This window comes from Pseudomonas sp. ZS1P83, from assembly GCF_054897825.1.
This window is the reverse complement of sequence record NZ_CM142706.1, coordinates 1,608,999-1,623,440: the sequence shown is the minus strand read 5'-3', so window position 1 is coordinate 1,623,440 and position 14,442 is coordinate 1,608,999. Positions and strand designations below refer to the sequence as shown.

Here is a 14,442-nt window from a genome sequence, read left to right as displayed (position 1 = left end):
CCGCCTCAGAGGTGGTAGACATCGATGACCTGACGAACGTAATCGTTCTTCAGGATCACTTTCTTGGCCTTGATCAGCGGGTTCTCACCGCGCACATCGAGGGTGTAGAAACTGCTGCCGAAATAGCTGTCGACGGTCTTGTAGCGAAAGCTCAGGGTGTGCCAGTTGAAGCGCACCTTGCACAGTCCGTCGGCCTGTTCGAGCAGCTCGATGTTGCTGATGTTGTGCGAGGTGCGAGTGTCCGGAATGCTCGCACTGGAGCGCTCAGTCTTGATGCGGAAGACGCGGTCTTCCAGACCGGTGCGGTTGCCGTACCAGATCAGCGAGATTTCCCGTTGTGGGTCTTCGGTCAACTCGTCGTTGTCGTCCCAGGACGGCATCCAGAACGTCGCATCGGCGGCGTACAACTCCAGCCACTCGTCCCATTGCCGGTCATCGAGGTAGCGCGCTTCGCGGTAGAGAAAATCGCGCAGGTTGTCATAAGTGATGGTCATTGCACGGCCTCCACAGCAATCAGTTCGGACTGCTCTGCGGCCAAGGCCTTGAGCATGGTCTGCTGCCAATACTTGTGTTGCAGCACGAACAAACCTTCGTCTTCGGTGCGCACGCCGCTGAGTAATGGATGCAGGTCAATCTCTTTGGCCGCCTCATCCGCGCCTTCGACCCAGTGCTCGGCGCCACGGGACATGTCGTTCCAGGCGGTCACGCTGCCCTGGTAACTGGTCTGGCAGGAGCGAAACTCTTCCAGATCGTCCGGCGTGGCCATGCCGCTGACGTTGAAGAAATCCTCGTACTGACGAATCCGGCACGATCTGGCATGGTCGCTTTCGCCTTTGGGGGCGATGCAGTAAATGGTGATTTCCGTGCGATCGACCGAGATCGGCCGGGCGATACGGATCTGCGAACTGAATTGGTCCATGAGGTACACGTTCGGGTACAGGCACAGGTTGCGCGAGTTCTCGATCATCCAGTCGGCGCGAGCCTTGCCAAAATCCTGAGCCAATTCATCGCGACGCTCGTACAGCGGACGGTCCTCTGGATTGGCCCAACGGGTCCAAAGCAGCATGTGGCCCTTGTCAAACGAGTAGAAACCCCCGCCCTGCTTGGCCCAACTGCCGGCACTCATCGTCGGATTGCAATCGCCGGCCTCGCGCTGCTTGCGCTGGCTCTGGGTGGCCGCGTAGTTCCAGTGCACGGAGCTGACGTGATAGCCGTCGGCGCCGTTTTCGGCGGTGAGTTTCCAGTTGCCTTCGTAGATGTAGCTGGAGGAACCGCGCAGCACTTCCAGGCCATCGGCGGACTGGTCGACGATCATGTCGATGATCTTTGCCGACTCGCCCAGGTGTTCAACCAGCGGCACAACATCAGCCTTCAGGCTGCCAAACAGGAAGCCGCGATAGGATTCGAAACGCGCAACCTTGGTCAGGTCGTGGGAGCCTTCGCAGTTGAAGCTCGCCGGGTAGCCCGCTTCGGCCGGATCCTTGACCTTGAGCAGCTTGCCGGAGTTGTTGAAGGTCCAGCCGTGGAATGGGCAGGTGTACGAACTCTTGTTGCCGGACTTGTGCCGGCACAGCGTTGCGCCACGATGGCTGCAGGCGTTCAGGAACGCATTCAGCTCACCGTCCTTGTTGCGCGCAATGAAGATCGACTGGCGCCCCATGGTGGTGGTGTAAAAGTCGTTTTTGTTGGGGATCTGGCTTTCGTGGGCCAGGTACAGCCAGTTGCCTTCGAAGATGTGCTGCATCTCGAGATCGAACAGCCGCGGGTCGGTGAACATCTCGCGCTTGCAGCGATAGATGCCCTGTTCTTTGTCATCTTCGAGCAGGGAGTGAAGGTATTCGGGTCGCAGGGTCATGGCCGCCGCCTCCATTGTTTTTATTCAGGCAGGGCCATGCTAGGACGGGGGGATATGGTGGACTATCCGATGGGTGCAGACCTGTATCCGTTTTGTGCAAAGGTTTATACGGCACGTACACGTAGCAGCAGCCGAGCCCGTGAGGTGTGATGAGGTGAGGTGAGGGGATTTATCCCCGTTCGGCGGCGAAGCCGTCGTAATCCATTGGACGCGGTGTGGCTGGAAAAACAGGGGCCGCTTCGCAGCCCAACGGGGATAAATCCCCTCACCACACCTCGCGGGCTCGGCAGCTGCTACAGGTGCTTTTTGGTGTTTCAGTGCCGGCGTTTGAGGGTGTCGGACGGTAATTCGCCAAACTGTTTGCGGTAGCTGTCGGAGAACCGGCCCAGGTGCAGGAAGCCGTAATCCATGGCGACTTCCGTGACGTTGCGCACGTTGCAGGTCGGGTCGCTCAGGCAGGCGTAGATACGCTCAAGGCGTTTTTGCCGGATGTAGCTTTTCGGCGTGGTGCCGACGTTACGTTCAAACAATCCATACAACGAGCGCAGGCTCATTCGCGCCTGACGTGCCAGCTCTTCGCTGTCGATGTCTTGCTTGAGATTGCGCGCGATGTAGTCGGCAATCACCTCGAACGTAGCCGTCTGTGAGCCGAGACTGATTCGGCTGACATTGGTCTTCATCAGGCTGAGCATCTTGCTGACGATGATCTGTGCGTAGTGCTCCTGCACCTTGGGAATCTGCTCGGTGGCCTCGGCTTCCTGGCAAATCATCGCCAACAGACCGACAAAGCCTTCCAGCTCATCAAGCTGATAACGGTTCTCCAGAAACCGCACGCCCTGCCCCGGATACCGCCAACGCTGCTCATCGCACACGGACTCCAGCAACGGGGTGGGGACTTTGAGGATGAATTTTTCGCAATCGTCGGAGTAGGTCAGGTCTACCGGATCGTCGGGATTGATCAGCAGCAATTCACCGGGGGCGAAGTAGTGTTCCTGGCCGTGGCCGCGCCACAGGCAGTTGCCGCGCAGCAAGACTTGCAGGTGATAGATGCTTTCCAGAGCACCGGAGGTGACCCGTACGCTGCCGCCATAGCTGATGCGGCACAGGTCGAGGCTGGCAAATTTACGGTGATTGAGGCTGGCCAGCGGTCGCCCGGCCCGGGGCATCAGAATGCAATGGTTACCGACATGCTGATTGACGTAGCCCGACACCGCGTAAGGATCGGCGTGGTCGAATACGGTGCTGCGCTGACTCAACAGTTGCGCTTGCATCATCGGGTCACTCTCATTGTTGTTATCGGTGCGTCGGGGCTTTCAAGGCAGTGTAATCAACAGGGTGTCAGTAAACGGAGTGTTGGATGTTCCGCCCTCTTCGCGAGCAAGCTCGCTCCCACAGGGCCACGAGATAAACGCTCGGTTTCTCGTGGCCCGGTCCCGCTGTTCGAGGATATCAGTCCTCGAGCGCGCGGACCCGTTCGTGGCGCCGCTGCTCGTCGGGTTGCGCGGAGTTCTGCAAGGTGAAATCGAAGTCGATTTCGGCAAAACGACCGCTCACACCATGGGCCGCCGCACGCGCTGGATCGTCGCTGAACGTGATTTTCGCGATCAGCTCATCCCGTGTGGCATAAGCGAAATCGTCGTGCAGGTATTGATCGCCTTCGAGGTTGATCTGAGTGGTCAGGTGACGATGATCTGGCGCGGAAATAAAGAAGTGAACATGCGCCGGCCGTTGACCATGACGGCCCAGTTGATCCAGCAATTGCTGGGTCGGACCGTCCGGCGGGCAGCCATAGCCCGACGGTACGATGCTGCGCAAGCGATAACGGCCTTCGGCATCGGTGACGATACGACGACGCAGGTTGAATTCCGACTGGGTGGTATCGAAGTAGGAGTAAGTGCCGCCCGTATTGGCGTGCCAGACATCCACCACCGCGCCGACCAACGGTTCGCCGGCGGTGTTCTTGACCTGGCCCTGCATGAACAGCACCACACCCGGATCGACACCGTCATCCAGTCGCGCCTCGCCCTCCGACAGTGGCGCGCCCGCCACATACAGCGGGCCTTCGATGGTCCGCGGTGTGCCGCCAGCCTTGCCGGCCTGCTCGTCTTCGGCGTCCATCAGCAGGTCGAGGTAATGTTCCAGACCGAGCCCGGCCACCACCAATCCAGCCTCTTGACGCGCACCCAGCACGTTGAGGTAGTTGACGGCTTTCCAGAACTCTTCCGAGGTCACGGCCAGGTCTTCGATGATGTTCACCGAATCACGCAGGATGCGATAAACCAGGGCCTTGACCCGCGGGTCGCCAGCCTCGTTGTGCAGGCCGCTGGCCTCTTCGAGAAATTTCTGGGCACTGGCAGTATGGGAAATCTTGACGTTCATGGGGGTTCCTCATCTTGTAATTATTAGCGTAGCGAACTGAACAGGCGGGGTTCAGCGGTCATCCTCGTGAATGGAAGAAGGATGCCGGCACATCGCGTCGACCTCGATCGCCATGTACGGAAACAGCGGCAATTGCATGAGCAGGTCGTGCAGTTCCTGAACGCTCTCGACGTCGAAAACGCTGTAATTGGCATAGTGCCCGGCGATACGCCACAGGTGACGCCACTTGCCCTGCTCTTGCAGGCGCTGGGCCAGGGCTTTCTCGTCAGTCTTCAGCTGGGTGGCTGTTTCCGAATTCATGTCGACCGGAAAATTCACGGTCATTTTTACGTGGAATAGCATGAAGCACTCCTCAGACTTGATGAATGACAGTGGATGTCTTGTCGCGACGGAAAAACGCCAGGCGCTCTTCATCCAGGCTAAAACCCAGGCCCGGTGTTTTCGGAACATGCAGCTCAAAATCGCGATAGACCAACGGCTCGCTGAGAATGTCTTCAGTCAGCAGCAACGGGCCGAACAGCTCGGTATCCCACGCCAGTTTATTCAGCGTGATAAAGGCATGGGCCGAGGCCAGGGTGCCGATACCACCTTCAAGCATGGTGCCGCCATACAGGCCGATACCAGCGGCTTCGGCGATGGCAGCGGTTCGCAGCACGGCGCGCGGGCCGCCGTTCTTGGCGATTTTCAGCGCGAACACCGACGCCGCGCCCTCCCGCGCCAGGTTGAACGCATCTTCCACGCATTCGATGGATTCATCGGCCATGATCGGCGCCGGGCTCATCGCGTTCAGGCGTACCATGCCGGCGCGGTTGTTGCGCGAGATCGGCTGTTCGATCAAGTCGATGCCATTCGTGCCCAAAATCCGGCAGGCGCGCAGCGCAACCGCTTCATCCCAGGCTTGATTGACATCGACCCGCACGCTGGCGTGATCGCCCAGGGCTTTCTTGATTGCAATAACGTGGGCCAGGTCGCGGTTGACCTCACCCGCACCGATTTTCAATTTGAAGATCCGATGGCGGCGCAGGTCGAGCATTTTTTCCGCTTCGGCGATGTCCTTGTCGGTGTCGCCACTGGCCAGGGTCCACGCCACCGGCAAGGCATCGCGAACGCGGCCGCCCAGCAGCTCGCTGACCGGCAGCCCAAGGCGTTTACCCTGAACGTCGAGCAAGGCGGTTTCGATACCTGATTTAGCAAAGGTGTTGCCACGGATGCTGCGCTCCAGGCGCAACATCGCGGCATTCACGTTGGCGCTGTCCTGGCCCAGCAGCAGCGGTGCGAAGTGCCTGTCGATGTTGGTCTTGATGCTGTCAGGGCTTTCGTTGCCATAAGCCAATCCACCGATAGTAGTGGACTCACCAATGCCCTCGATGCCATCGGCACAGCGCACACGAATGATCACCAGCGTCTGGTTCTGCATGGTGTGCATCGCCAGCTTGTGCGGGCGGATGGTCGGCAGATCGACGATGATCGTCTCGATCGATTCAATGGCTGTTGCAAGCATGTCGATACCCGTGAGGTTCTTGAGTTCTGGAACCGATTCTCGTACGGCTTTTTTCGGGAAGCCAATATAGAATTGGTCTGACTTGATACCTTTAAGGTATGCAACCGACTTGTGTCTGGAGGTTCCATGGAACTGCGTCACCTGCGTTATTTTCAGGTGTTGGCTCAAACCCTCAATTTCACCCGTGCCGCCGAGCTCCTGCACATTGCCCAACCGCCCCTGAGCCGGCAGATGCAGCAACTGGAGGATGAACTCGGGGTGTTGTTGCTGGAACGCGGGCGGCCGCTGAAGCTGACCGACGCCGGTCGGTTTTTCCATGAACACTCCACCGCGCTGCTCGAGCAACTGAGCAAGGTGTGCGACAACACGCGACGGATCGGTCTGGGTGAAAAGACCTGGCTGGGCATCGGCTTTGCACCGTCGACGCTCTACGGCGTTTTGCCGGAACTGATTCGCCGTTTGCGCAGCGGCGAGCCCCTGGAACTTGAACTGGGGCTCTCGGAAATGACCACGCTGCAGCAAGTTCAGGCGCTCAAGGCCGGGCGTATCGATATCGGTTTCGGTCGAATCCGCATCGACGACCCGGCCATCATCCAGACGGTGTTGACCGAAGATCGGCTGGTCGCCGCCCTGCCCGCTGGCCACCCATTACTGGCTGGCCCAATCAGCCTTCGCGACCTGGCGAAAGAACCTTTTGTGCTATACCCCGGCAACCCGCGCCCCAGCTACGCCGACCATGTCATCGCGTTGTTCGAATCCTACGGCGTGAGCATCCATGTGGCGCAATGGACCAACGAACTGCAAACAGCCATCGGCCTGGTGGGGGCAGGAATCGGGGTGACCCTGGTGCCGGCATCGGTGCAATTGCTGCACCGCGACGACATTGGTTTCACGCCGCTGCTGGAGGACAACGCCACCTCGCCGATTATTCTCAGCCGGCGCATGGGCGACGTTTCCCCGGGGTTGAATCATTGCTTGCAGATGATTGATGAGCTGCTGCCGCGGGACTAGCCGGCAAACGCCCGGCGCCCGGCACGCATCTCGATGCGCAACTCGCCAATCAGATTGGAGATATCGCGAACGCTGGTCAGCCGTTCGGGTGATACACCGGTAATCAACAGATCAATTCGCCCGGTGGCGGGTTCGTAGACCTTAATCCGTAACGTTGCGTCGAGATTCACCGTGCAAGCACAGGACAGCGGTTGAAAACCGGACTCAACAATGCGGCAAAGCTCAGGAACTGAAACCATGACTGGCGCCTCCGTGGCAGTTAATCGGATCCAACTTGCTCAGCATAGATGCACATTTCCCATCCTGCGCCGCCAATGCTCAAAATAGGTGTTAACTGTTTCTCACTTCGGAGTTCTCTCAGTGAGAATCCCGATCCCAGATCCAGTTCCAGATCCCCGGCAATTTAACCGCCTCTGAACCGTCGCGGACGGTGCGCGCCATGGCCGCGCGTTGCAGCGCTGCCGTGTCGTCATAAAAAGGTCTCTGAGCTGTTTTCAGACCGGTGGCGCTCGCACTGTCGAGGAGGATTTGCAGGTACTCCCGCGTGTGCCGGGCGGTGTAGCGATTGAGGTCGTGAAAGGTCACCACCACCGGAATCACCCCATCCACCACCGGTAACTCGCCAAGGGCGATGCGCTCGCGCACTTCGGACATGGTGCGCAGCATATGGGCTCGCCGCCGGGGGCTGGCGTTGAAACCCCAGATCTTGCCGTCATTGGCACTCAGATCGGTCAGCAGCACCTGCATGCCATGTTGCTGATAGGCCGCGAAGGTGCGTTTGTCGTAGCTCCAGAATGGCGGGCGCACCAGCGTCGGCGGCGCGCCGGTGATCGCGGCGATGTCGGCGCTGCCATTGGTGAGGGACTGCTCCAGTGCTTGCGGGTCCAGGGAGCGATGATTGGAGTGCCCGGGCGTGGACGTGTGAAAGCCCAGGATCTGACCTTCAGCTTGTTCGCGGTGCATGACCTGGCGACCTATTTCACTGCCGCCGGCTCGTGAGGCGCGGGTCTGCACGAAAAATACCGCTTTGAGGTTCGGCTGCACCGGGTTAGTGGCCAGACTGTCGAGCACCGTCATCGTCGGGTTCCAGAAACTCGATGCGCTGGGACCGTCGTCAAAGGTCAGCAGAAAACGGATCGGTGGTTGCGCACTCAGACGCTGCTCGGTCCGCGGTGTCATTTCGATGGGAGAAGCAATGCACCCGACCAGCCCTGTGGCGATGACGAGTGCAGCTAGAACCTTGAACAGCTGTTTCATGTTTTGCCTTGGGCCAGACCGTTATGGTCAACACGTCAAAGGGCAAAAATTCTCCGCCCATTTATCCTTCGTCGGCCCACCTGTCGCTGCGGGCCGAGGTTGGATAAGGGTACACAGTGTTTGGTTCCCGTGCGGCAATGGCTTCGCGCTTGCTGTCGATCGAAGGCGTCGGCCTCGGTGGTTTGCTCAAGCCCTGCCCAAAGCGCTGTCCGGCGGCATGGCGCAGCGGATGGCAATCGCTCGCGGCCGCTACTCGCGACCGCAAGTGCTGTTGCTCGACGAACCCTTCAGCGCGGTGGACGACTTCACGCGCATGAAATTGCAGGACCTGCTGCTGCAACTGGCCGAACGCCACGCCATCGCCCTGCTGTTGGTGACCCACGACGTGGATGAAGCGCTGTACCTCAGCGATCGGGTGCTGGTGATGGACAATCGCCCCAGCAGCATTCGTCAGGAGCTGGCGGTGCAACTGGTCCATCCCCGGGACCGGCGGGACCCGCTGCTGGCGCGCCTCAAGGCCTTGTCGTTGACCGAGTTGCAGCGCGCCCATTTGATCTGAGCAACTAAGCTGAAATCTCCAGCCAGCGCTCTTCAATCAGAGCGTTTCAATCAGGGCTCTTCAATCACAGGATCAGCCTATGTGCGGACGCCTGTCGCAGTACCGTGGCATTCACGATTTTGTCGCGGCGCTGAGCATCCCCGACGCGCTGATCAACCACGTCGGTGATGAACCGCTGGCCCGCTACAACGCGGCGCCCACCACGCAACTTGCCCTCCTGCATCTGGAGAGCAACGGCCTGCACGCCGAATTCCAGCGCTGGGGATGGCGGCCACACTGGGCGAAGGATCGTGCGGCACCGATCAATGCGCGGGTCGAAAAAGTCGCCCACGGTGCGTTCTTCCGGGGGATCTGGCCGCACCGCGCGATTATGCCGATCGACAACTGGTTCGAATGGGTCGACGCCGGGGATTCGACGAGGCAACCATGGCTTATCCGCCGACGGGACCGGGCGCCGATTTTATGCGCGGCAATCGGACAGTTTCCCGGCGCGGAGGGTGAGCCGCGGGCCGACGACGGTTTTGTGATCATCACCGCCGACAGTATGGGCGGCATGCTCGACATTCATGACCGGCGCCCCGTGGTGTTGTCTGCGCAACTGGCGCGGGAATGGCTTGACCCGGCCACCCCCAAAGAACGCGCTGAACACATGGCGCTGTTGCAGAGTGAAGTCAGCGAGGTTTTCGAGTGGTACAAGGTGGACAAAGCGGTTGGCAATTCAAGAAATCAAAACGCGGCACTGATTGACGAAACACCCTGAACGTATCAATACGGACCCTTACGGCGGGTCACTTTGGAACCAAAGGGTTCTTGCCCCTTTCGTTCGGTGCCTCGCTAAGGCTCGGTATGCCCTCGCTCCGGCCCTGCTCCGTGGGCTCGCCGCGAGTGCGCACTCTCCCTCCTGTGGGAGCGGGCTTGCTCGCGAAGCTGTTGATCTTGCTGTTGCTTTGGCTTTTGATTTTGATCTGTTGCCCCTTTCCAAGAGGCCGGAGTGAGGGCATGCCGAGCTTGGGCGAGGCACCGAATGGCGGGGCAAAAGCCCTTGGTTACTTGGGGTTGGGCGGCACTCAAATCGGTCAAGGCTTCAGCGGACGCTCCTGGTCGCGATCTGACAGCTCTTTACCGTCGTCGGGGTGCTTCCAGTCCGGCGTCGAACGCCGCTGCCGCTTGAGCTCCTCTTCCGTGGGTTCATCCACCTCTTCATCCGGGTTCGGACGTTTTGGATCAGTTGCCATGCTCACCTCTCATCCTGAAGGGATTTCCTTTAAGCGTAGAACAGTTTCGACGGGAACGATTTAGAGCCACCAGCGCAGCAAAAAGAAAAACCCCATGCTCAACAACATGCTGAGCAAGGTATTGCGGGTGTACAGCACCAGCCCCACCGCCACCAGCGAACTGATCAGATACGGGTTGTCCCACTGTAGATTCAGCTGCTTGTCCGGCATGAACACGATCGGCCCGCAGATCGCGGTCAGCATGCCCGGTACCGCAAAACCCAGGAACTGCCGCGCATTACTGCTCAAGCGCACGGGCAGCCGAGGCTCCAGAAACACATAGCGGTTCAGGAAAACCAATATCCCCATACCGACAATAACCGCCCAGACCATCATGTGCGTCCACCGTAGAATTTGTTGCAGATAAAGCCTGCGGTCATGCCCGCCAACCCCGACAGCACCAGCGCCGAGCCCCACTGCCAGTAGCTGAACAGCACCGAACAGAACAGCGACACCGCCACGCACACCACGGTCGGCACGTTTCGCACTACCGGGGTGATCAAGGCGATAAAAGTCGCCGCGATGGAGAAGTCCAGCCCCAGATGTTCGAGCCCAGGAATGCTGCTGCCCAGCACGATGCCGGCCAGGGTGAAGAGGTTCCAGGCGATGTAAAACGTCAGGCCCACGCCAAGGGCGTACCAACGGTTGAATTGCTGTTTGTCATGCTGACTGGTCAGGGCGAACAGCTCGTCGGTGAGCAAAAACCCCAACCCCACACGCCAGCGACCCGGCAACGGCGAAATCACCGAACGCATACTCATGCCGTAAAGCAAATGCTGGGAGGTCAGCAACAACGTGGTCAGCAGAATCGAAAAGATCCCGGCACCGCCCTTGAGCATGCCAATAGCCACCAGTTGCGCCGCCCCGGCAAACACGATGCTCGACAAACCCTGGCTTTGCAGGGGAGTGAGATTGGCCTCGATGGCCATGGAGCCGGCCAACAGTCCCCAAGGCGCGGTTGCCAGGGACAACGGCATGATCGCCGCAGCGCCGCGAAGAAAGGCACTGCGCGGCATGAGTGAATTGGACATAACGCTCTACAACCAGGGAAAGACCTCAGACTGTGCCAGCAGTCGCGGCCGATGGCTTGAACAATCTTGCGCACGGCTGCGAACTTGTTCCTTTCCTCGGCGGCTGGTAGCGCACAAATGCCCGCAGGGCCAAGCACAACGGCAGGATGCGTGCTGAGCTCGCTGATTTTCGCAATTGACAAAAACCGCGCCGGCTTTTAAAACTGAGCACCTCATTCAGGGTGTAAGCAAGTATGTCCGCAACCTTCAACCTCAACACTGTCGTCATTGGCTTGAATGCCAAGGCGCAAGGTTGCGCTGCGCACGCCCTCAAATCGAAGAAACAGTCGCTCATGTGACCGGGGCGCGCTGTCCCGTCAGATGAGCTGACAGGACATTGAGCGCGACGGACACCCTCCCCTTGCTTACTGCCTTCTACGCTTCTGACGGTGACGAAATCGGTCAACCTTCAGGAGTAAGTGCATGTCATCGTTTCAAGGTATTTGGGTTCCCCTCGTTACGCCGTTTCGCAACGGTGCGATCGATTTCGTCGGCTTGCGCCGGCTGGTCAGTCATTTGCTGGAAAAAGGCGTCGATGGCGTTGTGGTCTGCGGCACCACGGCGGAAGCGGCGGCATTGAGTAAACACGAGCAACTGGCGGTGCTCGATGCGGTGCTGGCGCAGGTGCCGGCGGAACGGGTGGTCATGGGCCTGGCCGGCAACAATATGACCGAGCTGCTGCAGTTACAGAGCGAAATCCTGAAACGTCCACTGGCCGGTTTACTGGTACCGCCGCCGTATTACATCCGCCCTTCCCAAGCGGGCCTCGAAGCGTTTTTCAAAACCGTCGCCGATGCCTCCAGCGTTCCACTCATTCTTTACGACATTCCTTACCGCACCGGCGTGGCGTTCGAGCAGGCAACGCTGCTCAACATCGTCGCCCATGAGCGGATTGTCGCGATCAAGGATTGCGGCGGCAATCAGGCCAACACCCTGGCACTGCTCGCCAGTGGCAAGGTCGATGTGCTGTGCGGTGAAGATAACCAGATCTTCAGCGCCTTGTGCCTGGGCGCCAAAGGCGCGATTGCCGCTTCGGCGCATGTTCATCCCGAGCTGTTCGTGGCGTTGTACCAACAGATCCGCGACAACCAGTTAGCAACCGGCCGAGCGACATTCTTCCAACTGCTGCCGCTGATTCACAGCCTGTTCATCGAACCCAATCCCGCCCCGGTGAAAACCGCCCTGGCCCTCGAAGGCTTGATCGACGACGAACTGCGGGCGCCGATGCAACGCAGCAGTGAAACATTGCTGGTGCGTCTGAAGGAAGTGCTCACAGCGTTGAACAGCAACAATCGATAGAGCGTCAGCGACCAGCCCGAGTACCATGGAGCGATTCGCATAATGCGTCAGGGAGTCGACATGCTGTACCGAATCGCCGCCGACGGGCTGGTGCTGTTTCATCTGTTGTTTATTCTGTTTGTGCTGTTCGGCGGGCTGCTGGTGCTCAAATGGCGCCCCCTGATCGGGTGGCACCTGCCCGCGGCTGCGTGGGGCGTGTCGGTGGAAGTCTTCCACCTGACCTGCCCGCTGACCGAGTGGGAAAACCTGATGCGTCACGCGGCCGGGCAAACCGGGTATGGCGGTGGCTTCATCGAACATTACGTGTGGCCGGTCATTTACCCGGCGGGCCTGACGCCGGCGATTCAGCTGGGACTGGGCAGCGTGGTGCTGGCAATCAACGTGCTGGTCTACCTTCGGTTGATCAGGCTGTGGCGGCGCCCAACGGGCGCGTAGCTGCCGCAGGCTCGGGCCGCGTTCGGACGATCTTTTGATCTTTTTCGTTCAAGGATTCCCAAGTGACCGGTTTGTTTGAATTCAGTTGGCAATGACGCTCATGTTCCGGCCGCTGGCCTTGGCCACATAAAGCGCCTTGTCGGCGGCCCCCACCAAGTCATCGGGCTGGGCCTAGGACGCCGGATCGTAAGCGGCGACGCCCAGGCTGACCGTCACCGTGCCTTCAGCACCTGCACTGTGCTCGATGCCCGCCTGCTGAACCGCGCGACGGATTTTTTCCGCCACCATAAACGCCCCCACATAGTCGGTCCCGGGCAGAACTACCGCAAACTCTTCGCCGCCATAGCGCGCAGCCAGGTCGCCGGGGCGCATGAGGTTGTCCCTGATGATCGTGCTGATGTTGCGCAAACACTCATCGCCGGCCACATGGCCGTAAAGATCATTAAAGCTCTTGAAGTGATCGACATCGATCATCAGCAGCGCGAGGTGGGTCTGGTTGCGTCTGGCGCGGCCCATTTCAGCAAGGATGAAATGATCGAACTGACGCCGGTTGGAAAGACCGGTCAGGGCATCCTCCAGGGCTAGCAACTCAAGACTGCGGTTGACCTCAATCAGTTTTTCCTGCGCATCCAGCAATACACTCTGCACGTGATTCTGCTGCGTCATGAGGCGAATGAGGCGATAACCAAGTACGCCTAGAAACCCCAGGAATAACGTGACGATCCCGGCACTCAGCAGTACCTCCTTACGCCAGGCTGCCAGGACTTCTTCTTTATTCAACGCTGCAAAGATGATCAGCGGATAACCGGCGACCCTGCGAAATCCGACCACGCGCTCGACGCCATCCACATAGGAAGGGACCGTTGCCGTGCCCGAATCGCCCTTGGGCAACAGTTGCGTAAACAGCGGCCCCTTGGCGACGCTGGTGCCGATTTCAGCTTCTTTGAACGGCCGGCGAACGACGATGGTGGCGTCATCGGCGATCAGGTTGATCACGCCGTTACCGCCCATGTCGATGCTGTTGTAGAGCGCAAGGAAGTGGCTGAGATAGAGGCTTGCCAGCGCCACGCCGGCAAAGCTGCCATCCGGATGATTGATCCGACGGGAAACCGTCATGACCCATTCACCGCTCGAACGGCTCTTGATCGACGGGCCAATGTGAGGCCCACGATCGGGATGATCACGATGGAAGATGAAATATTCGCGGTCGGCATTGTTCGCATCGGGCACGACGGCACCATTGGAATTGGCAACCCAGCGACCTTTTTCGTCATACACGAACAAGCCATGGAGCTGGCCCAACTCGCTGCGCTGGGCCCTGAGCAATCGCTCCAGCCCGGGCAGCCGGGCCTGGTCGATACCGTCGTTTTCGAGGCGATCCACCAGGGTAAACAGCAGCGTATCGGCTTGCTTGATCAATGCCTGCGCTTGCGAGGCAAGAGTCTGCGCAAGGTTGGACATCGCCACTTCCTTGTCATGCAGATGGTACTGGCGCGAGTTCCAGGCTTCCCACATCACGATAGCCGTCATGGACAGGCACACCGCGACCAGCAGAAACACCGCAGAGCGAACCTTGAGCGTTACCCCGACCTGCTCGGCTACCAAGGGAATGCCGTGGCGGGCTTGTTCAATTCGATCTTTAACGGACGGATGACCCATGACGCTCCTTGAATTCTGACCCCATGGCGAAACTTCCCGTTCGCCCTTTTTATGACCCCTGGCGGGTATGAGCCGCCTGGTGCAAGGCGACTATGCATCATCAAACACCCGATAGGGTGCGTAATGCCAGTCAGTTTAACCGC

15 protein-coding genes and 2 pseudogenes are annotated in these 14,442 nt (G+C 59.3%); 5 read left to right on the top strand and 12 right to left on the bottom strand.

Annotated features, from left to right (window positions below; genetic code table 11):
• Positions 1 to 5: 5 nt before the first annotated feature.
• The 6 genes from benB to ACYZT0_RS07900 all read right to left on the bottom strand — a co-directional run bounded on the left by benB (position 6) and on the right by ACYZT0_RS07900 (position 5,735).
• Positions 6 to 494 carry a benzoate 1,2-dioxygenase small subunit gene (gene benB, locus ACYZT0_RS07925; protein WP_462045344.1) on the bottom strand — a complete coding sequence of 163 codons (489 nt, stop codon included), beginning with the start codon at positions 492 to 494 and terminating at the stop codon, positions 6 to 8.
• Positions 491 to 1,855: a benzoate 1,2-dioxygenase large subunit gene (gene benA, locus ACYZT0_RS07920; protein WP_462045343.1), complete on the bottom strand. Its 1,365-nt coding sequence runs from the start codon at positions 1,853 to 1,855 to the stop codon at positions 491 to 493. Before benA ends, benB begins: the two co-directional genes overlap by 4 nt.
• 314 nt (positions 1,856 to 2,169) lie before the next feature.
• Positions 2,170 to 3,129 (bottom strand): AraC family transcriptional regulator, encoded by a 960-nt coding sequence (locus ACYZT0_RS07915; RefSeq protein WP_462045342.1) that lies wholly within the window; start codon positions 3,127 to 3,129, stop codon positions 2,170 to 2,172.
• Positions 3,130 to 3,304: 175 nt separating this feature from the next.
• Positions 3,305 to 4,234, bottom strand: coding sequence for a catechol 1,2-dioxygenase (catA, locus tag ACYZT0_RS07910; RefSeq protein ID WP_462045341.1), 930 nt, complete (start codon positions 4,232 to 4,234; stop codon positions 3,305 to 3,307).
• A gap of 51 nt (positions 4,235 to 4,285) precedes the next feature.
• A complete protein-coding gene (gene catC / locus ACYZT0_RS07905) occupies positions 4,286 to 4,576 on the bottom strand; it encodes a muconolactone Delta-isomerase (RefSeq protein ID WP_462045340.1) in 291 nt (96 codons plus the stop codon).
• 10 nt (positions 4,577 to 4,586) lie between these two features.
• The gene (locus tag ACYZT0_RS07900) at positions 4,587 to 5,735 is read right to left on the bottom strand and encodes a muconate cycloisomerase family protein (RefSeq protein WP_462045339.1); all 1,149 of its coding nucleotides are present in this window, start codon (positions 5,733 to 5,735) and stop codon (positions 4,587 to 4,589) included.
• A 126-nt stretch (positions 5,736 to 5,861) separates the two neighbouring features.
• Between ACYZT0_RS07900 and ACYZT0_RS07895 the strand changes: the two genes are divergently transcribed.
• Complete coding sequence (locus tag ACYZT0_RS07895) at positions 5,862 to 6,746, top strand: LysR family transcriptional regulator (protein ID WP_462045338.1); 885 nt, start codon at positions 5,862 to 5,864, stop codon at positions 6,744 to 6,746.
• On the opposite strand, the gene ACYZT0_RS07890 is transcribed toward ACYZT0_RS07895, so the two are convergent.
• Complete coding sequence (locus ACYZT0_RS07890; RefSeq protein WP_462045337.1) at positions 6,743 to 6,985, bottom strand: DUF1652 domain-containing protein; 243 nt, start codon at positions 6,983 to 6,985, stop codon at positions 6,743 to 6,745. The genes ACYZT0_RS07895 and ACYZT0_RS07890 overlap by 4 nt on opposite strands.
• Before the next feature lie 118 nt (positions 6,986 to 7,103).
• Positions 7,104 to 8,003 carry a polysaccharide deacetylase family protein gene (locus ACYZT0_RS07885; RefSeq protein WP_462045336.1) on the bottom strand — a complete coding sequence of 300 codons (900 nt, stop codon included), beginning with the start codon at positions 8,001 to 8,003 and terminating at the stop codon, positions 7,104 to 7,106.
• A gap of 181 nt (positions 8,004 to 8,184) precedes the next feature.
• On the opposite strand from ACYZT0_RS07885, the pseudogene ACYZT0_RS07880 reads away from it, so the two are divergent.
• Positions 8,185 to 8,562: pseudogene (locus ACYZT0_RS07880) on the top strand (ATP-binding cassette domain-containing protein); the annotation flags it as partial.
• A gap of 79 nt (positions 8,563 to 8,641) precedes the next feature.
• A complete protein-coding gene (locus tag ACYZT0_RS07875) occupies positions 8,642 to 9,322 on the top strand; it encodes an SOS response-associated peptidase (RefSeq protein ID WP_462045335.1) in 681 nt (226 codons plus the stop codon).
• Between the two features lie 316 nt (positions 9,323 to 9,638).
• On the opposite strand, the gene ACYZT0_RS07870 is transcribed toward ACYZT0_RS07875, so the two are convergent.
• From ACYZT0_RS07870 to ACYZT0_RS07860, 3 genes are read right to left on the bottom strand one after another with little or no spacing between them, the layout of a single operon-like run.
• Positions 9,639 to 9,797 (bottom strand): hypothetical protein, encoded by a 159-nt coding sequence (locus ACYZT0_RS07870; RefSeq protein WP_462045334.1) that lies wholly within the window; start codon positions 9,795 to 9,797, stop codon positions 9,639 to 9,641.
• Between the two features lie 60 nt (positions 9,798 to 9,857).
• Positions 9,858 to 10,169 (bottom strand): AzlD domain-containing protein, encoded by a 312-nt coding sequence (locus ACYZT0_RS07865; RefSeq protein WP_192308866.1) that lies wholly within the window; start codon positions 10,167 to 10,169, stop codon positions 9,858 to 9,860.
• Complete coding sequence (locus ACYZT0_RS07860; RefSeq protein WP_462045333.1) at positions 10,169 to 10,867, bottom strand: AzlC family ABC transporter permease; 699 nt, start codon at positions 10,865 to 10,867, stop codon at positions 10,169 to 10,171. Before ACYZT0_RS07860 ends, ACYZT0_RS07865 begins: the two co-directional genes overlap by 1 nt.
• A gap of 462 nt (positions 10,868 to 11,329) precedes the next feature.
• Between ACYZT0_RS07860 and dapA the strand changes: the two genes are divergently transcribed.
• Both dapA and ACYZT0_RS07850 read left to right on the top strand, forming a co-directional pair.
• A complete protein-coding gene (dapA, locus tag ACYZT0_RS07855) occupies positions 11,330 to 12,205 on the top strand; it encodes a 4-hydroxy-tetrahydrodipicolinate synthase (RefSeq protein ID WP_462045332.1) in 876 nt (291 codons plus the stop codon).
• 60 nt (positions 12,206 to 12,265) lie between these two features.
• Positions 12,266 to 12,640 (top strand): DUF2784 domain-containing protein, encoded by a 375-nt coding sequence (locus ACYZT0_RS07850; protein ID WP_462046517.1) that lies wholly within the window; start codon positions 12,266 to 12,268, stop codon positions 12,638 to 12,640.
• An 81-nt stretch (positions 12,641 to 12,721) separates the two neighbouring features.
• Here ACYZT0_RS07850 and ACYZT0_RS07845 read toward each other — a convergent pair.
• A pseudogene (locus tag ACYZT0_RS07845) lies at positions 12,722 to 14,299 on the bottom strand (sensor domain-containing diguanylate cyclase).
• Positions 14,300 to 14,442: the final 143 nt, after the last annotated feature.

What these genes read in the sequence shown, in the direction of transcription:
- benB (WP_462045344.1), bottom strand. Translation starts at nt 494, where the DNA reads ATGACCATCACTTATGACAACCTGCGCGATTTTCTCTACCGCGAAGCG.
- benA (WP_462045343.1), bottom strand. Translation starts at nt 1,855, where the DNA reads ATGACCCTGCGACCCGAATACCTTCACTCCCTGCTCGAAGATGACAAA.
- ACYZT0_RS07915 (WP_462045342.1), bottom strand. Translation starts at nt 3,129, where the DNA reads ATGATGCAAGCGCAACTGTTGAGTCAGCGCAGCACCGTATTCGACCAC.
- catA (WP_462045341.1), bottom strand. Translation starts at nt 4,234, where the DNA reads ATGAACGTCAAGATTTCCCATACTGCCAGTGCCCAGAAATTTCTCGAA.
- catC (WP_462045340.1), bottom strand. Translation starts at nt 4,576, where the DNA reads ATGCTATTCCACGTAAAAATGACCGTGAATTTTCCGGTCGACATGAAT.
- ACYZT0_RS07900 (WP_462045339.1), bottom strand. Translation starts at nt 5,735, where the DNA reads ATGCTTGCAACAGCCATTGAATCGATCGAGACGATCATCGTCGATCTG.
- ACYZT0_RS07895 (WP_462045338.1), top strand. Translation starts at nt 5,862, where the DNA reads ATGGAACTGCGTCACCTGCGTTATTTTCAGGTGTTGGCTCAAACCCTC.
- ACYZT0_RS07890 (WP_462045337.1), bottom strand. Translation starts at nt 6,985, where the DNA reads ATGGTTTCAGTTCCTGAGCTTTGCCGCATTGTTGAGTCCGGTTTTCAA.
- ACYZT0_RS07885 (WP_462045336.1), bottom strand. Translation starts at nt 8,003, where the DNA reads ATGAAACAGCTGTTCAAGGTTCTAGCTGCACTCGTCATCGCCACAGGG.
- ACYZT0_RS07875 (WP_462045335.1), top strand. Translation starts at nt 8,642, where the DNA reads ATGTGCGGACGCCTGTCGCAGTACCGTGGCATTCACGATTTTGTCGCG.
- ACYZT0_RS07870 (WP_462045334.1), bottom strand. Translation starts at nt 9,797, where the DNA reads ATGGCAACTGATCCAAAACGTCCGAACCCGGATGAAGAGGTGGATGAA.
- ACYZT0_RS07865 (WP_192308866.1), bottom strand. Translation starts at nt 10,169, where the DNA reads ATGGTCTGGGCGGTTATTGTCGGTATGGGGATATTGGTTTTCCTGAAC.
- ACYZT0_RS07860 (WP_462045333.1), bottom strand. Translation starts at nt 10,867, where the DNA reads ATGTCCAATTCACTCATGCCGCGCAGTGCCTTTCTTCGCGGCGCTGCG.
- dapA (WP_462045332.1), top strand. Translation starts at nt 11,330, where the DNA reads ATGTCATCGTTTCAAGGTATTTGGGTTCCCCTCGTTACGCCGTTTCGC.
- ACYZT0_RS07850 (WP_462046517.1), top strand. Translation starts at nt 12,266, where the DNA reads ATGCTGTACCGAATCGCCGCCGACGGGCTGGTGCTGTTTCATCTGTTG.